The organism is Gordonia sesuvii (genome assembly GCF_036350415.1).
Taxonomy (GTDB): domain Bacteria; phylum Actinomycetota; class Actinomycetes; order Mycobacteriales; family Mycobacteriaceae; genus Gordonia; species Gordonia sesuvii.
Window position 1 is genome coordinate 20,880 of sequence record NZ_JAZDUF010000011.1, and the last position, 14,920, is coordinate 35,799.

General features: G+C 68.0%; 14 protein-coding genes. 4 read left to right on the top strand and 10 right to left on the bottom strand.

What is annotated here, in order from left to right; all coding sequences use genetic code 11:
* Positions 1-16: 16 nt before the first annotated feature.
* From era to hrcA, 9 genes are all read right to left on the bottom strand, one after another.
* Positions 17-937 (bottom strand): GTPase Era, encoded by a 921-nt coding sequence (gene era / locus VZC37_RS23995; protein WP_330436516.1) that lies wholly within the window; start codon positions 935-937, stop codon positions 17-19.
* Complete coding sequence (locus tag VZC37_RS24000; RefSeq protein ID WP_330436518.1) at positions 937-1,293, bottom strand: cytidine deaminase; 357 nt, start codon at positions 1,291-1,293, stop codon at positions 937-939. The genes era and VZC37_RS24000 overlap by 1 nt, the downstream gene beginning before the upstream one ends.
* Positions 1,290-2,723, bottom strand: a complete 1,434-nt coding sequence (locus VZC37_RS24005; protein WP_330436520.1) for a hemolysin family protein — start codon at positions 2,721-2,723, stop codon at positions 1,290-1,292. The genes VZC37_RS24000 and VZC37_RS24005 overlap by 4 nt, the downstream gene beginning before the upstream one ends.
* 1 nt (position 2,724) lies before the next feature.
* The gene (ybeY, locus tag VZC37_RS24010; protein ID WP_330436522.1) at positions 2,725-3,288 is read right to left on the bottom strand and encodes an rRNA maturation RNase YbeY; all 564 of its coding nucleotides are present in this window, start codon (positions 3,286-3,288) and stop codon (positions 2,725-2,727) included.
* Positions 3,285-5,270 carry a PhoH family protein gene (locus VZC37_RS24015; RefSeq protein ID WP_330436526.1) on the bottom strand — a complete coding sequence of 662 codons (1,986 nt, stop codon included), beginning with the start codon at positions 5,268-5,270 and terminating at the stop codon, positions 3,285-3,287. The genes ybeY and VZC37_RS24015 overlap by 4 nt, the downstream gene beginning before the upstream one ends.
* Positions 5,271-5,390: 120 nt before the next feature.
* Positions 5,391-6,182: an alpha/beta hydrolase family protein gene (locus VZC37_RS24020; RefSeq protein WP_330436527.1), complete on the bottom strand. Its 792-nt coding sequence runs from the start codon at positions 6,180-6,182 to the stop codon at positions 5,391-5,393.
* On the bottom strand, positions 6,167-6,919 hold the full coding sequence (locus VZC37_RS24025) for a 16S rRNA (uracil(1498)-N(3))-methyltransferase (protein WP_330436530.1): 753 nt from the start codon (positions 6,917-6,919) through the stop codon (positions 6,167-6,169). Before VZC37_RS24025 ends, VZC37_RS24020 begins: the two co-directional genes overlap by 16 nt.
* Positions 6,920-6,937: 18 nt before the next feature.
* Positions 6,938-8,101 (bottom strand): molecular chaperone DnaJ, encoded by a 1,164-nt coding sequence (dnaJ, locus tag VZC37_RS24030; RefSeq protein WP_330436531.1) that lies wholly within the window; start codon positions 8,099-8,101, stop codon positions 6,938-6,940.
* 92 nt (positions 8,102-8,193) lie between these two features.
* On the bottom strand, positions 8,194-9,228 hold the full coding sequence (hrcA, locus tag VZC37_RS24035; protein WP_330436533.1) for a heat-inducible transcriptional repressor HrcA: 1,035 nt from the start codon (positions 9,226-9,228) through the stop codon (positions 8,194-8,196).
* 129 nt (positions 9,229-9,357) lie between these two features.
* On the opposite strand from hrcA, the gene VZC37_RS24040 reads away from it, so the two are divergent.
* The gene (locus VZC37_RS24040; RefSeq protein ID WP_330436534.1) at positions 9,358-9,816 is read left to right on the top strand and encodes a type II toxin-antitoxin system VapB family antitoxin; all 459 of its coding nucleotides are present in this window, start codon (positions 9,358-9,360) and stop codon (positions 9,814-9,816) included.
* Positions 9,817-9,855: 39 nt separating this feature from the next.
* On the opposite strand, the gene hemW is transcribed toward VZC37_RS24040, so the two are convergent.
* Positions 9,856-11,067 carry a radical SAM family heme chaperone HemW gene (gene hemW / locus VZC37_RS24045; protein WP_330436535.1) on the bottom strand — a complete coding sequence of 404 codons (1,212 nt, stop codon included), beginning with the start codon at positions 11,065-11,067 and terminating at the stop codon, positions 9,856-9,858.
* Positions 11,068-11,465: 398 nt separating this feature from the next.
* Between hemW and VZC37_RS24050 the strand changes: the two genes are divergently transcribed.
* The 3 genes from VZC37_RS24050 to cysD are packed head-to-tail and all read left to right on the top strand — an operon-like array spanning position 11,466 to position 14,919.
* Positions 11,466-13,211, top strand: a complete 1,746-nt coding sequence (locus VZC37_RS24050) for a nitrite/sulfite reductase (RefSeq protein WP_330436537.1) — start codon at positions 11,466-11,468, stop codon at positions 13,209-13,211.
* Entirely contained in the window at positions 13,208-13,963 is a 756-nt protein-coding gene (locus VZC37_RS24055; RefSeq protein WP_330436538.1) for a phosphoadenylyl-sulfate reductase, read from the top strand. Before VZC37_RS24050 ends, VZC37_RS24055 begins: the two co-directional genes overlap by 4 nt.
* Positions 13,942-14,919 (top strand): sulfate adenylyltransferase subunit CysD, encoded by a 978-nt coding sequence (gene cysD / locus VZC37_RS24060; protein ID WP_431309489.1) that lies wholly within the window; start codon positions 13,942-13,944, stop codon positions 14,917-14,919. The genes VZC37_RS24055 and cysD overlap by 22 nt, the downstream gene beginning before the upstream one ends.
* Position 14,920 lies beyond the last annotated feature (1 nt).

Genomic DNA, 14,920 nt, shown 5'->3' on the forward strand with positions numbered 1-14,920 from the left:
GCCTGGCGTCATACGATCAGAAACCCATGCGTCCCAACTGTTTGGGGTCACGCTGCCAATCCTTGGCGACCTTGACGTGCAGATCGAGATAGACCTTCGTCCCCAGCAGTTTCTCGATCTGGGCGCGTGCCACGGTGCCGACTTCCTTCAGTCTGGCGCCGCGGTGGCCGATGATGATGCCTTTCTGGCTGTCCCGTTCGACGTACAGCAGAGCGTGGACGTCGACCATCGACGGGGCCCCACCGTCGCTGTTGCCGTCGCCGTCACGTGGGATGATCTCCTCGATCACCACGGCCAGTGAATGCGGGAGTTCGTCGCGAACACCTTCGAGGGCGGCCTCGCGGATGAACTCCGCCATCAGGACTTCCTCGGGTTCGTCGGTGAGTTCGCCGTCCGGGTAGAACGCCGGCCCCGGCTCCATCAGGCTCACCAACACATCGGTCAGCACATCGAGTTGCTTGCCCGACTTCGCCGAGACCGGTACGACCTCGGAGTCCGGTCCGAGTAACTCGGCGAGTGCCACGAGCTGGGCAGCGACCCTGTCCGGGGTCACCCGATCGATCTTGGTGACCACACCGAGCACCGTGGTACGTGGGGCCATCTGCCGCACCTGCGACACGATCCAGCGGTCACCGGGACCGATCGCCTCATCGGCTGGGACGCAGACCCCGATGACGTCGACCTCGGAGTACGTGTCACGGACCAGGTCGTTGAGCCGTTGGCCGAGCAGGGTCCGCGGGCGGTGCAGACCAGGGGTGTCGACCAGGATCAGCTGCGCGTCGTCGCGGTTGACGATGCCACGGATCGTATGGCGGGTGGTCTGCGGGCGGTTGGAGGTGATGGCGATCTTCTCGCCGACGAGCGCGTTGGTGAGCGTCGACTTGCCGGTGTTCGGCCGGCCGACGAAACAGACGAAACCCGACCGGAATTCGGCCATCAGGCGGTACCCACCCGCTCGGTCGGCGCGCCCGACAGGTCGGTCACGACCGTGTATGCGTCGGCGCTGACCTCGGCCAGGGTCTCGATCCCGGGGTCATCGGCGGACCCGTTGACGAGCACCGCCGCCTCGAACGCGCGGGCCCCCGACGACAACGCGCTCGCGATGGCGACCTGAAGACCGGACAACTCGAGCGACCGGGTCGCGACGGGTGCCCCGGCGTAGGTGCGACCGTCACCGTCGCGGACCGCTGCCGCGTTCGTGGTCTCGGCACGGGCGAGCGCACCGCGCGCGAGGACGACGAGCTTCTGGTCTTCGTCGGACAGTTCGACGGGTCCGCTCTGAGAGGTGGTCACGATCGGTCCTTGCTGCCGTTGGAGTGGTCCCGGTCCGTGCCGCGGGCGTCGTGCCGCTGCCCGCGTCCGGACATGGAGTATTCCGCATGGCCGTTGACATCGCCTGCATCGTCGTCGGGCATGTCGCTCTCGCCACGGTCTCGAACCGGCTGGGCGTCGTCATCCTCCGGGTCGTCGACCCGGTTCACCACGACGGTGATGATGCGCTGGCGACCGCGTCGGTCGGGTCCGCCCTCGGCGACCAGCCGCAGCCCGTGCGACTCGATCCTCGCCCCGGGGAGCGGCACGCGTCCGAGTTCGAGTCCGAGCAGGCCGCCGACGGTCTCCACCTCGTCGTCGTCGATGTCGATGTCGTCGAACAGATCACCGAGATCTTCGACCGGCAGCCGCGCCGACACACGATAGGAGCCGTCGTCGAGCTCCTCGATCGGCGCCACCTCGTCGGTGTCGTATTCGTCGGTGATCTCGCCGACGATCTCCTCGAGAACGTCCTCGATGGTGACGAGTCCGGCGATACCGCCGTACTCGTCGACGAGCAGCGCCATGTGGTTACGAGTGCGCTGCATGTCCGCGAGGACCTTGTCCAGCGGCTTGGAGTCCGGGATGAACTCCGCTTCGCGCATCACCTCGTGGACACGGGAACCCATCGCCGCGCCTCCCCCGGCGATGAGGTCTTTCAGGTACACCACACCGACGATGTCGTCGGGGTTCTCCCCGATCACCGGGATACGTGAATGCCCGGACCGCACCGCGAGATTCATCGCCTGCGAGGCCGACTTGTCCTGCTCGATCCAGATCATCTCCGGCCGCGGGACCATCACCTCGCGGGCGCTGGTGTCACCCAGATCGAACACCGACTGGATCATCCTGCGTTCACCGGCCGCCACCACACCACTCGCCTCGGCGAGGTCGACGACTTCGCGCAGTTCCACTTCGGTGGCGAACGGACCGTTGCGGAATCCCTTGCCGGGCGTCACCGCGTTACCGATCAGGATGAGCAGGCGGGTCACGGGTTTGAGCAGCAAGCCGATCGTCTGGAGGACGACAGCGGACGCCAACGAGATCGTGTAGGCGTGCTGGCGTCCCAACGTGCGCGGGCCGACGCCGATCGCCACATAGGACACGACCGCCATCCCGACGATCGCCGCGAACAATCCCCATCCGGTGCCGAGGAAGTCGGCGAGGGCGAGGGCGACGAGAGCCACTGACGCGGTCTCACAGGTGACGCGCAGCAGGACGGCGAGACCGACGTAGGTGCCGCGACTCTCCAGGACCGTGGCCAGCCGCTTCGCACCGGCGCGCTGTTCCTTCATCAGGTCCTCGACGCGGGCCATGGATACCGTGGACAGCGCGGCGTCCATGGCGGCGAAGATGCCGCCGAGCAGGATGAGAACGAGCGCGGCAACGACGAACCAGACGTCGTCGGCCACGTCAGCCGTCCTCGGCGGAGGCGTTCGGGCGCTCCGTGTCGGTGAAGCCGATGTTGGTCAGCAGGCGGGTGTCGCGGTCGGACTGTCGCTGCTGTTGTGCCTGTCGATGACGCTCGTCGTAGAAGTCCTCGAGGATCCGGTTCTGCAGGCCGAACATCTCCTTCTCCTCGTCGGCGTCGGCGTGGTCGTAACCGAGCAGGTGCAGGACCCCGTGGACGGTGAGCATCGACAACTCGTGCTCAAAGGACCGCCGAGCCGATTTCGCCTGCTGCGCCGCGAATTCCGGGCAGAGCACGATGTCACCGAGAATCGCGGGTCCGGGTTCCGCAGCGTCCGGCCGGCCGCCCGGCGCGAGCTCGTCCATCGGAAAGCTCATCACGTCGGTCGGGCCAGGCAGGTCCATCCACTGCATGTGCATGTCCGCCATCGTTTCCTGGTCCACGCACAGGATCGACAACTCTGCGGCCGGGTGCACATCCATCTCCGCGACCGCGAAACGAGCCGCCGAGATGATCATCTCGGCGGGCACCTCGACGCCGGATTCGTTGGCCAGTTCGATGCTCATGAGCGGCGCCCATGGCTTGCGGAGCGGCGCGACGCCCGGTTGCCGGGCAGTCGGTCGGCGTCGCGGAGTCGGCCGCCCGTCCGATCGGTCTCTTCGGCACGCCCGTAGGCGTCGACGATGTCGGCGACGAGGCGGTGCCGCACCACATCCTGACTGGTCAGCGTCGAGAAGTGGATGTCGTCGATCCCGTCGAGAATCCGCGTCGCCGCCATCAGGCCGCTCTGCGCCCCGCCCGGCAGGTCCACCTGGGTGGTGTCACCGGTGACGACGACCTTGGAGCCGAATCCGAGGCGGGTGAGGAACATCTTCATCTGCTCACCGGTGGTGTTCTGCGCCTCGTCGAGGATGATGAAGGCGTCGTTGAGCGTGTTGTGCGTGAGCAGGAAGTCCTCCGTCACATACAGCGAGTCCTCGGCCGCCACCTTGATGCAGACCGCCTCTTCGGTGCCCACCTCATCGATGCTCTCGATGTATCGCTTGGGCTCTTTGCATTCACCCGCGGCGTACTTCTCGACCTTGCGGCCGAGCCGGAACGGCGCCAGGCCGGCCGGCAGCCGGATGTCGAGCACGTGCGCATCATGGCGGTAGGGCACCTCACGTCCACGCGCCTTGCCCGGAGCGCGACCGGCCGCTTTCCGGGTGCGTGAGTACACCACGCCCCCGAGAGAGCGCACGAGGAAGATGACGTCGTCTCGCAGGCGGTCGGACACCGTCGTGTACTGGACGCGGCAGGTGCGTCCCGACTGGCCGACGGGCCCGCCGTCGGTGTCGAGCAGTCCTTGCAGCACGGCCAGTCGGACGTCGGCGGAGTTCTGCATGTACTCGGCGGGCACGAACTTCGTGGACGAGGGCGTCGTCATGTCGGCCATGGAACCGTCGCCGAGCGTCCGGCCCACGGCGTAGGGGTCAGACGGCACGGGTTGGGCGGGAAATTCCACCGGTGCGGCCAGCATCGGCAGTTCGTAGCGGTGGTAGTGGGCAGCGCGGAGATTTCCGATCATCTCCTTGGCGGCGAGCACCCGGGGCCCCTTGCCGCGACGTCGGTCGCTGCGGGTGTACACCGACCACAGGTGGTCGGTGGTGCACAGCGTGGAGGCACCGTCCTGTGCGGTGACCCGCACGATGTCCTTGAAGCCCTGCGGGAACACGCCCTCCACCTCGGTGGGCTCGCCGTTGGAGCCGATGACCTGATCTCCGACCTTCAGGTCGCCGATCGGGCGGAACCCGCTCGGGGTCAGCACCCTGGTCGACAGCGGCTGGGCGCGGCCACGCATATACGCCAGCGGCGCCACCTCGATCACCCCCGCGGCCATCAGCTTCGGGATCGCCTCGGGGTCCATCATGTCGTGCAGCGCGTCGTACAGCGGCCGCAGGTAGGGATCGATCTTCTCGCTCAGGGTGCCGGGCAGGAAGCCGAGCCGCTCCCCCGCCTCCACCGCCGGGCGGGTCAGGATGATGCGGTTCACCGACTTGGACTGCAAAGCCTGCACGGCCTTGGCCATCCCGAGGTAGGTCTTGCCCGTACCCGCGGGCCCGAGACCGAAGACGATCGTGTTGTTGTCGATGGCGTCGACATATCGCTTCTGGTTCAGGGTCTTGGGCCGGATGGTCTTGCCGCGGCGCGAGATGATGTCGAGCGACAGCACGTCGGCCGGCGATTCAGTCGACCCCTCGGACAGCATGGACACACTGTGGCGGACGAGGTCGGGGGTCAGCGGCGTGCCGCGGCCCACGAGGTCGACGAGCTCGGCGATGACGCGTTCGGAGGCGGCGACGTCGGCCGACGGGCCGGTCAATGTCACCTGGTTGCCGCGGACGTGGATGTCAGCGGGCAACAACTGTTCGAGGGTGCGGAGATTGACGTCGCTGGTCCCGAGCAGGCCGAACACCACCTCGGGAGAGATTTCCACATTGGAGGTGACAGATCTGCCCGCTGGAGTTCTGCTCGTCGGCGTGCTCACGTCGGGGTTGTCGTCACTCACGTATGAAATCACTCCTCAGGGGGTTCGCGGCGCGTTCGTGTCGCCGAGGTGCTGCCAGTCTAACGCGATTGAACGGCGCATCAGCAGGCATTATTCCGGTGGTCCACCCCGTCGCCACGCTCAGATGCCGAGCAGGCGGATCGTCTGACGCGTCGACGCGCTGAGCGGGTCGACGAACGCGTCGTGCCCTTCTCCTGGCACCACCACGAGCTCCGCGGATTGGCCGGCGGCCGACACGGTCTGCACGTAGTGCCGGCTCACCTCGACGGGGATCGCCGTGTCGAGCTCGGCGTGCAATGCCACGACGTGCGCGTCGAAGGGTGGTTGACGGATCGGGGATGCCTCCCGATAGCGGTGTGGGATCTCGTCGAGGGGTCGACCCATCAGTCCGCGTACCGACGGCCGCTGCCCTGCACGTTCGAGATCGAGTGCCGCGGACTGCGCAATGACCTGATCGATCTGGCACGTGTCGGTCCGGGCGCCGAGTTGCGCGACTGACCACACGGCCAGTTGGCCACCGGCCGAATGTCCGACGACGGCGACCGACGACCAGTCGACTTGCGCGGCGACCTCGTCGGGCACGGCGTCACGGACCGGACCGTCGAGTGCCCGCAGAGCGGCGACGACGTCGCGCCCGGTCCCGGGCCAACCGCCGCCGTCCTCCCCGACGCGCCGGTACTCCACGTTCCACACCAGGGCGCGACGCTCGGCGAACAACCGGGCAACGGCTGTCTCGATCGTCAGCCCGAACTCGGTGGTCCAGTAGCCGCCGTGGATCAGCACCACCGGCCGCACCGTCACACCGGCCGCGACCCCGTCAGACGGTAGATAGACGTGACCGAATTGCGATGGCGCACTGCCGTATTCGACTTTCTCGCGGTGGACCGCACACCGCTTCACCGGGTTGCCCACCGGTCCGTCAGCACGCCGAGCGCGCCGAGCGCGACGGCGGCGGCCGTCGACGTCCGCAGGACCTCCGGCCCCAGGAGCACCGGCGACGCGCCGAGTGCGGTGAGATCCGAGATCTCGGAGTCGTCGAGGCCACCTTCGGGGCCGACAACAACGACGACCTCGGGGGCGTCGGCGACGGCGAGCTCACGAAGTCCCACCGCTCCGTGTTCGTGCAGCACCGCGACGACGCCGCCGCGGGCAATGGTCTCGGCACAGCGGCTGCGTACATCGGTGGTCGATGCCAACGGCCCGATCTCGGGAACCCACGGTCGTCGGCTCTGCTTGGCGGCGGCCGACGCGGCGACACGCCACTTGTCGCGACCCTTCTCCGCCTTGCCCGTCCAGCGGGCGACGCAGCGCGCCGCCTGCCACGGCACGATCTCGTCGGCACCGGCCTCGGTGGCCAGGTCGACGGCGAGTTCCGACCGCTCGGACTTCGGCAGCGCCTGCACCACGGTCACCCGCGGTCGCGGCGGTTCGCGGTAGGTGTACTCGTGGGCCCGGACGATCAGCGCGTCCTTGCCGGTGACCGCGACGATCTCGCACTGCGCGGTGGAACCGCGGCCGTCACCGACGGTCAGTTCCTCACCGACGGCGAGCCGGGTGACGGTGACCGCGTGGCGGCCCTCGGACCCCTTGATGGTGATCTCAGAACCAGCGCGCGGTACCTCATCGACCCAGAACAGCGGTGGACTCACGCGCTCGCCCCGGGGACCTCAGCGCCCGGCGAACGCGTTGCGCAGGCGCGAGAACAATCCCCCGGACGCAGCGCCGGTCGCGGATGTCACGATCTCCGGCTGTTCGGCCGACGCCTCACGGAACCGGGTCAACGCGTCGGTCTGCGCTGCGTCGAGCTTGCTCGGGACCACGACCTCGAGGTGGGCGTGCAACGTTCCGCGGACACCGGTGTTGAGGTGCGGCATGCCCTGTCCCCTGACCTTCACGACGTGTCCGGGCTGCGTTCCCGGCGCGATGGTGACGCGCGCGGTGCCGTCGAGGATGGTGTCCACGTCGATCTCGTTGCCGAGGGCGGCGTCGGCGATCGGAACCCGGATGGTGCAGTGCAGATCATCCTTGTCGCGGACGAAGACCTCGTGCTGCCGCTCGGTGACCTCGACGTAGAGGTCGCCGGCCGGCCCGCCGCCGGGGCCGATCTCACCTTGACCGGACAGTCGGACGCGCATTCCGCTCTCGATGCCTGCCGGGATCTTGACGGTCATCGTGCGGCGCGACCGGACTCGTCCGTCGCCGCCACACTTGCGGCACGGGTCGGGAATCACTTCGCCCACGCCGTGACAGGTGGGGCATTCGCGGACGGTCATGACCTGGCCGAGGAAGGAGCGCTGCACGGCCTGGATCTCGCCCTGCCCCTTGCAGGTGTCGCAGCTCGTCGGTTTCGAATCGCCGTGGGTGCCCGACCCCTTGCACAGGTCGCAGAGGATGGCGGTGTCGACGGTGATCTCCTTGTTGATCCCCGCCGCGCATTCCTCGAGGTCGAGCTCGACCGCGACGAGGGCCGGTTCACCCGGCTGCACTCGGCTGCGCGGGCCGCGGCCGGAACCGAATCCGCCGCCGAACCCTCCGCCGCCGGAACCGAAGAAGGCTTCGAACACGTCGCCGAGGCCACCACCGGCGAAGCCGCCGCCGGAGAACCCGCCCGCGCCGGGACCCGCGAGCGGGTCGCCACCGGCGTCGACGATGCGGCGCTTCTCCGGGTCGGTCAGCACCTCGTAGGCGGTGCTGACCTCCTTGAAGCGTTCTTCTTCGCCCGGGTTGACATCGGGGTGCAGCTCGCGCGCTTTCTTGCGATATGCGCGCTTGATCTCCTGGTCGCTGGCCCCCTTGGCCACACCAAGGATTCCGTAGTAGTCACGTGCCACGGTCGTCTCGGTCCTGTCGTCTCACACTTGGTCACACGGGCTGTGGCGTCGATGGCGTCGCTGCGGAGCCGCCCCGGGGGCCGGAGCACGCTTCAGCGATCGGACAACACCTCGCCGACATACTTGGCAACGGCTGCGACCGACGCGATTGTTCCCGGGTAGTCCATGCGGGTGGGCCCGACCACGCCGACACCGCCGAACACCGTGCCCGAAGCACCGTACCCTGTCGACACCACCGAGGTGCCACGCAGGTTCTCGGTCTGCGTCTCCTCGCCGATCTGGACGGTCACCCGCCCCATCCGCTGACTGGTCGCGAGCAGTTTCAGCACCACGACCTGCTCTTCGAGGGCGTCGAGCACGGTGTCCATGCCGCCCACGACGGGCGCGAAGTCGGCTGCCGAACGAGCCAGATTCGAGGTGCCGCCGAGAACGAGACGATCGTCACCGCGCTCGACCAGGGTCTCCACCAGGATGGTGGCCACCGCGATCGCCGCATCGCGGATGTCGACCGGGGCGTCGTTGGCCAGTTCGGCGACCGCCGCCGAGGCCTCCTCCAGACGCTTGCCGTGCAGAGCCGCGGAGAACATGTCGCGGAGGCGGATGTAGTCGTCCTCGTCGATGTCGTCGGCGAGGGCGACCATGCGCTGCTCGACCCGGCCGGTGTCGGTGATCACCACCAGCAGCAGCCGCGACGGCGACAGGGACACCACCTCGAGGTGGCGCACGGTGGCGGTCGAGAGCACCGGGTACTGGATCACCGCGACCTGTCGGGTGAGCTGGGCGAGCAGTTTGACCGACCGCCGCAGCACGTCGTCGAGGTCGACGCCGGAGTCGAGGACCGACAGGATCGCCCGGCGTTCGGCCGCCGACAGCGGTTTGACCTCGCTGATCCGGTCGACGAACATCCGGTAGCCCTTGTCGGTCGGCACCCGCCCGGAGCTCGTGTGCGGCTGCGCGATGTAGCCCTCGGCCTCGAGGACCGCCATGTCGTTGCGGACCGTCGCACTGGAGACGCCGAGCTGGTGGCGCTCGACGAGCGCCTTCGACCCGATGGGCTCCTGCGTGGAGACGAAATCGGTCACGATCGCACGCAAGATCTCGAAACGGCGATCGTCCGTGGTCGACATGCGAGACACCTCCCGAACGTGGACTCTGCCATACAGTGGGTGACGTACATCTTACGAACCGCTGCGCGATCGCCGCCGGATGCGGCGTGTCCGGCCGGTTGTGCGCACGCAGGACTCAGGAAGTGCTCGATGATCTTCAAGGGGGTGCGGGAGGGGAGGCCCTATCCCGACCACGGTCTGTCCGCGAGTGCATGGGCCAAGATCCCGCCTCGGCAGTTCCGACTCGACGAACTGACGACGGTGACGACCGTTCTGGCGCTCGACAAGCTGCTCAGCGAGGACTCGACGTTCTACGGCGATCTCTTCTCCCATGTCGTCCGATGGCAAGGCGCCCTGTATCTGGAGGACGGCCTGCATCGAGCGGTGCGATCCGCACTGCGCAATCGCCACATCATCCACGCTCGGATGCTGGATCTCGATGCGCTCGACCTCGACCCGCAGGCGGACTCGGTCGCCGACCAGGTCGACACCGAGCGCCTCCCGTCCCCGGGGCGCGCGCCGACCGCGCCGGGCGTCCACCGACGTACCACCCGCAGTACCGGCTGGACGCTCCCCTCTGCGGAAGTCCGTCACCCCACCGACCCCTGAGGAGGTCCGGAGCCTGCGGAGGACCGTCACGAAGGGCCATCACCCCGCGACCAGGATCTCCCGTACGACGCGGTCGGCGAGCAACCGCCCGGCGTCGGTCAGCACGAGCCGGGCGCCGACCGAACCGACGTGCCGGAGCAGGCCCTCGTCGATGAATGCGGCGGCGCGACGGTATTCCTCCGCAGTGAGTTTCTCCACCGGCAACCCGTCACGACACCGGGCGGTCAGCATCACGGATTCGACGTGCCGGTCCTCGTCGGTGAGCACCTCATGTCCGCCGACGGGCAGCGCCCCCGCTTCGAGCGTCTGCGCGTATCGGGCGGGATGCTTGTGATTCCACCAGCGCACACCGTTGACGTGCGAGTGGGCTCCCGGTCCGATACCCCACCAGTCGTGACTGTGCCAGTACGCGAGATTGTGCCGACACCATCCGGAGTCGTCGCGCGCCCAGTTCGACACCTCGTACCAGTCGAAGCCGTCCGCGCACAGCCGGTCGTCGAGGATCTGATAGCGATCGGCGAGAACGTCGTCGTCCGGCGCCGGAAGTTCCCCGCGGCGAATCCGACGCGCCAGCGCGGTGCCGTCCTCGACGATGAGCGCGTAGGCGGAGACGTGGTCGACGGGGGCGGACAGCACGGCGTCGACACTCGCGTGCAGATCGGCGTCGCTCTCCCCCGGCGTCCCGTAGATCAGATCGAGATTCACGTGCTCGAATCCCGCCGCGGCGGCTTCGTGGGCGGCAGCGACCGCGCGTCCCGGGGTGTGCGTCCGGTCGAGGGTCGCGAGCACGTGCGCCGATGCGGACTGCATGCCCAGCGAGATCCGGTTGTATCCCGCGGCGCGAAGACCGCCGAAGAACTCCGGCGAGGTCGACTCGGGATTCGATTCGGTGGTGATCTCGGCGTCGTCGGTCACCGTGAAATGCGCGCGGACCGCGTCGAGCAGCCGCCCAAGGCCCGCGGCCCCGAGCAGCGAGGGTGTCCCACCTCCGACGAAGATCGTCGACACCGGCCGGTCCGGGTTCAGCAGCCGCGCCGCGCTCGCCAGCTCGATGTCGACGGCCTGCTGCCACGACTCCGGCGACGACGAGCTACCCAGCTCGCCCGCGGTGTAGGTGTTGAAATCGCAGTACCCGCATCGCGTCGCGCAGAACGGAACGTGGAGGTACAGGCCGAGCGGCGTCGCCGGTTCGACGTCGCCACAGGCGGCCGCGACGACGTCGTCGACGGCCCGCTCGCTTTCGACCTTCATATGTCCATCATGCGCGCCGCCCGCGGCGCTGCCGAATCGGTGCCGACCGCGGAATAGACCCCGGCCCCTACGCCTTGACACCTATGTCCGGACCTCGCAGCAGGCCGCCGGTTGGGGCTTTGCCTCACGGTGAGGGAAAAAAACCCCAAGTAGACGACGCAAGGGTGATCGTGGCACTATGAACGGCGTGACTTCTCCAGGGGTGTGGCTCGCAGCTCGACGCCACATCGATCTCAAGCGCGTGTGCAGCGCATTCTGTCGCCTGTAGCCACGTGCTCCAGTCGTCCCGCCAGGACGACACGGCCCTGAGAAGTTCCCGCGCAGCGGGAATGCCGACACGTTTCCAGCCCACCTTTTCGTGACCGCTGGCGTGTGCGCGCGTCAGCCCAGGAGACTCCATGACGTCCACCACCGACGATGTGTCCGTGACCACTCGTGACACACCCCCGACGCCGGCCCCCAACGGTGAGCGGCCCGCCCGGAAGAAGCGCCCGGCCAAGCGCCGCGCCGAGGGCCAGTGGAAGCTCGGTTACCGCGAGCCGCTGAATCCCAACGAGCAGGTCAAGAAGGACGACAACCCGCTCAACGTCCGGGCCCGCATCGAGAACATCTACGCCAAGCAGGGCTTCGAGTCGATCGACAAGCAGGACCTGCGCGGTCGGATGCGCTGGTGGGGCCTATACACCCAGCGCGCCGAAGGCTACGACGGCACCTGGACCGGTGACGAGAACATCGACATCCTCGAGGACAGCCACTTCATGATGCGAGTGCGCTGCGACGCGGGCGCACTCAACGTCGCCCAGCTGCGCACCCTCGGCGAACTGTCCACCGAGTTCGCCCGCGACACCGCCGACCTGTCCGACCGCGAGAACGTCCAGTACCACTGGATTCGCATCGAGGACGTCCCCACCATCTGGGAGCGGCTGGAGAGCGTCGGGCTCTACACCACCGAGGCGTGCGGCGACTGCCCGCGCATCATCCTGGGTTCCCCGCTCGCCGGTGAGGCCGTCGACGAGGTGCTCGACCCCACCCCGGCGATTGACGAGATCGTCCGCCGCTACATCGGTGACCCGCAGTACTCGAACCTGCCGCGCAAGTTCAAGACCGCCATCTCCGGCCTGCAGGACGTCTCGCATGAGACCAACGACGTCGCCTTCATCGGCGTGAACCATCCCGAACACGGCCCGGGCCTGGACCTCTGGGTCGGCGGCGGGCTGTCCACCAACCCGATGCTGGCGCAGCGGGTGGGCGCCTGGATTCCGCTCGACGAGGTGCCCGACGTGTGGGAGGGCGTGGTCTCCATCTTCCGCGACTACGGCTACCGCCGACTGCGCACCAAGGCACGCCTGAAGTTCCTCATCAAGGACTGGGGCATCGAGAAGTTCCGCCAGGTCCTCGAGGACGAATACCTCGGCCGCAAGCTGATCGACGGTCCGGCACCCGAGCCGCTGACCGCACCGCGCGACCACGTCGGCGTGCAGAAGCTCAAGAACGGCCTCAACTCGGTCGGTTTCGCCGCGATGGCGGGCCGCGTCTCCGGCACCATCCTGACCAAGGTGGCCGAGGCAGCCGAACGAGTCGGGTCCGACCGCATCCGCTTCACCCCGTACCAGAAGCTCGTGGTGCTCGACGTCGCCGACGACAAGGTCGACGAGCTCATCGCCGACCTGGCGAAGCTCGGCCTCAGTGCCCGGGCATCCAACTGGCGCCGGAACCTGATGGCGTGCAGCGGCATCGAGTTCTGCAAGCTCTCCTTCACCGAGACCCGCAAGCGTTCGCAGCGCCTGGTCCCGGAGCTCGAGGAGCGCCTCGCCGACATCAATGCCGACCTCGACACCCCGATCACCGTGAACATCAACGGCTGCCCCAACTCCTGCGCCCGTTCGCAGGTCGCCGACATCGGCTTCAAGGGCCAACTCGTCGAGGACGGCAACGGCGGACAGACCGAGGGATTCCAGGTCCACCTCGGCGGAAGCCTCGGCCAGGACGCCGGATTCGGCCGCAAGCTGCGGCAACACAAGGTGCTCTCCACCGAACTCGGCGACTACATCGACCGAGTGGTCCGCCAGTACGTGGAGCAGCGACACGACGGAGAACGGTTCGCCCAGTGGGCCGTTCGGGCTGACGAGGAGGCACTGCGATGAGTACGTCCACCGACACGACAGCAACCGGCCGACGGTTCAGCGAAGACGAGCTGCGCGCGATCGCCGAGAAGGGCGCGGCCGATCTCGGCCCCGACGCCACCCCCGCAGACTTGCTGCGCTGGACCGCCGAGACCTTCGGCGACAACTTCGTGGTCGCGTCCAACATGCAGGACGCCGCGCTGGTCGACCTGGCCGCCAAGAACATCGACGACGAAGCGCTGCACGGCAGCAAGCTCAAGGTGCTGTTCCTGGACACCGGCTACCACTTCGCCGAGACCATCGGCACGCGTGACGCGGTCGAGCAGGTGTACGGCGTCGAGATGGTGAACCTGACCCCCGAGCACACCGTCGCCGAGCAGGATGAACTGTTGGGCCGCAACCTGTTCGCCCGCGACCCAGGCGAATGCTGCCGGCTGCGCAAAGTGGTGCCGCTCAAGAACGGGCTCGCCGGCTACGACGCCTGGATCACCGGCATCCGCCGCGTGGAGGCACCGACGCGCGCCAACGCCCCGCTGATCTCCTTCGACGAGGGCTTCGGGCTGGTCAAGATCAACCCGATCGCCGCCTGGTCGGACGAGACCATGCAGGACTACATCGACTCCAACGGCGTGCTGGTCAACCCGCTCGTCGACGACGGCTACCCGTCGATCGGCTGCGCACCCTGCACTGCCAAACCCGAACCCGGATCCGATCCGCGCAGTGGCCGTTGGGCCGGTCGCGCCAAGACAGAATGTGGGCTGCACGCATCATGACCATCGCCGACACCTCGTCCACCACCACTCCCGACACCGCGCGGGCAGTGGTCGACTCCGCCGACGACTTCACCACCCTCGACGCCCTCGAATCCGAGGCGATCCACATCTTCCGTGAGGTCGCCGGCGAGTTCGAACGCCCGGTGATCCTGTTCTCCGGCGGCAAGGACTCCACCGTGCTGCTGCACCTGGCGATCAAGGCGTTCTGGCCTGCGCCACTGCCGTTCTCGCTGCTGCACGTGGACACCGGACACAACCTGCCGGAGATCATCACGTTCCGCGACGAGATCGTCGAGCGGTACAACCTGCGCCTGCACGTCGCGTCGGTGGAGGAGTACATCGAGGACGGCCGCCTCACCGAACGGCCGGACGGCATCCGCAACCCACTGCAGACCATCCCGCTCCTCGACGCCATCACCGAGAACCGCTTCGACGCGGTGTTCGGCGGCGGCCGACGCGACGAGGAGCGCTCGCGGGCCAAGGAGCGGATCTTCTCGCTGCGCAATGCCTTCGGGCAGTGGGACCCCAAGCGTCAGCGCCCGGAACTCTGGAACCTCTACAACGGCCGCCACGCACCAGGCGAGCACGTGCGCGTGTTCCCGCTGAGCAACTGGACCGAGTTGGACATCTGGCGCTACATCGCCCGCGAACAGGTCCTGCTGGCACCGCTGTATTACGCCCACGAGCGTGAGGTCTACTCGCGCGACGGCATGTGGATGACCACGGGCCCGTGGGGCGGACCCCGCGAGGGTGAGGTCGTCGAGAAGCGCGTGGTGCGTTACCGCACCGTCGGCGACGGCTCGACCACCGGCGCCGTGCTCTCCGATGCCGCCGACAACGAGGCCGTGCTCGCCGAGGTCGCCGCCTCCCGACTCACCGAACGCGGCGCAACCCGCGGCGACGACCGCGTCTCCGAGGCCGCCATGGAAGACCGCAAGCGCGAAGGATATTTCTGAG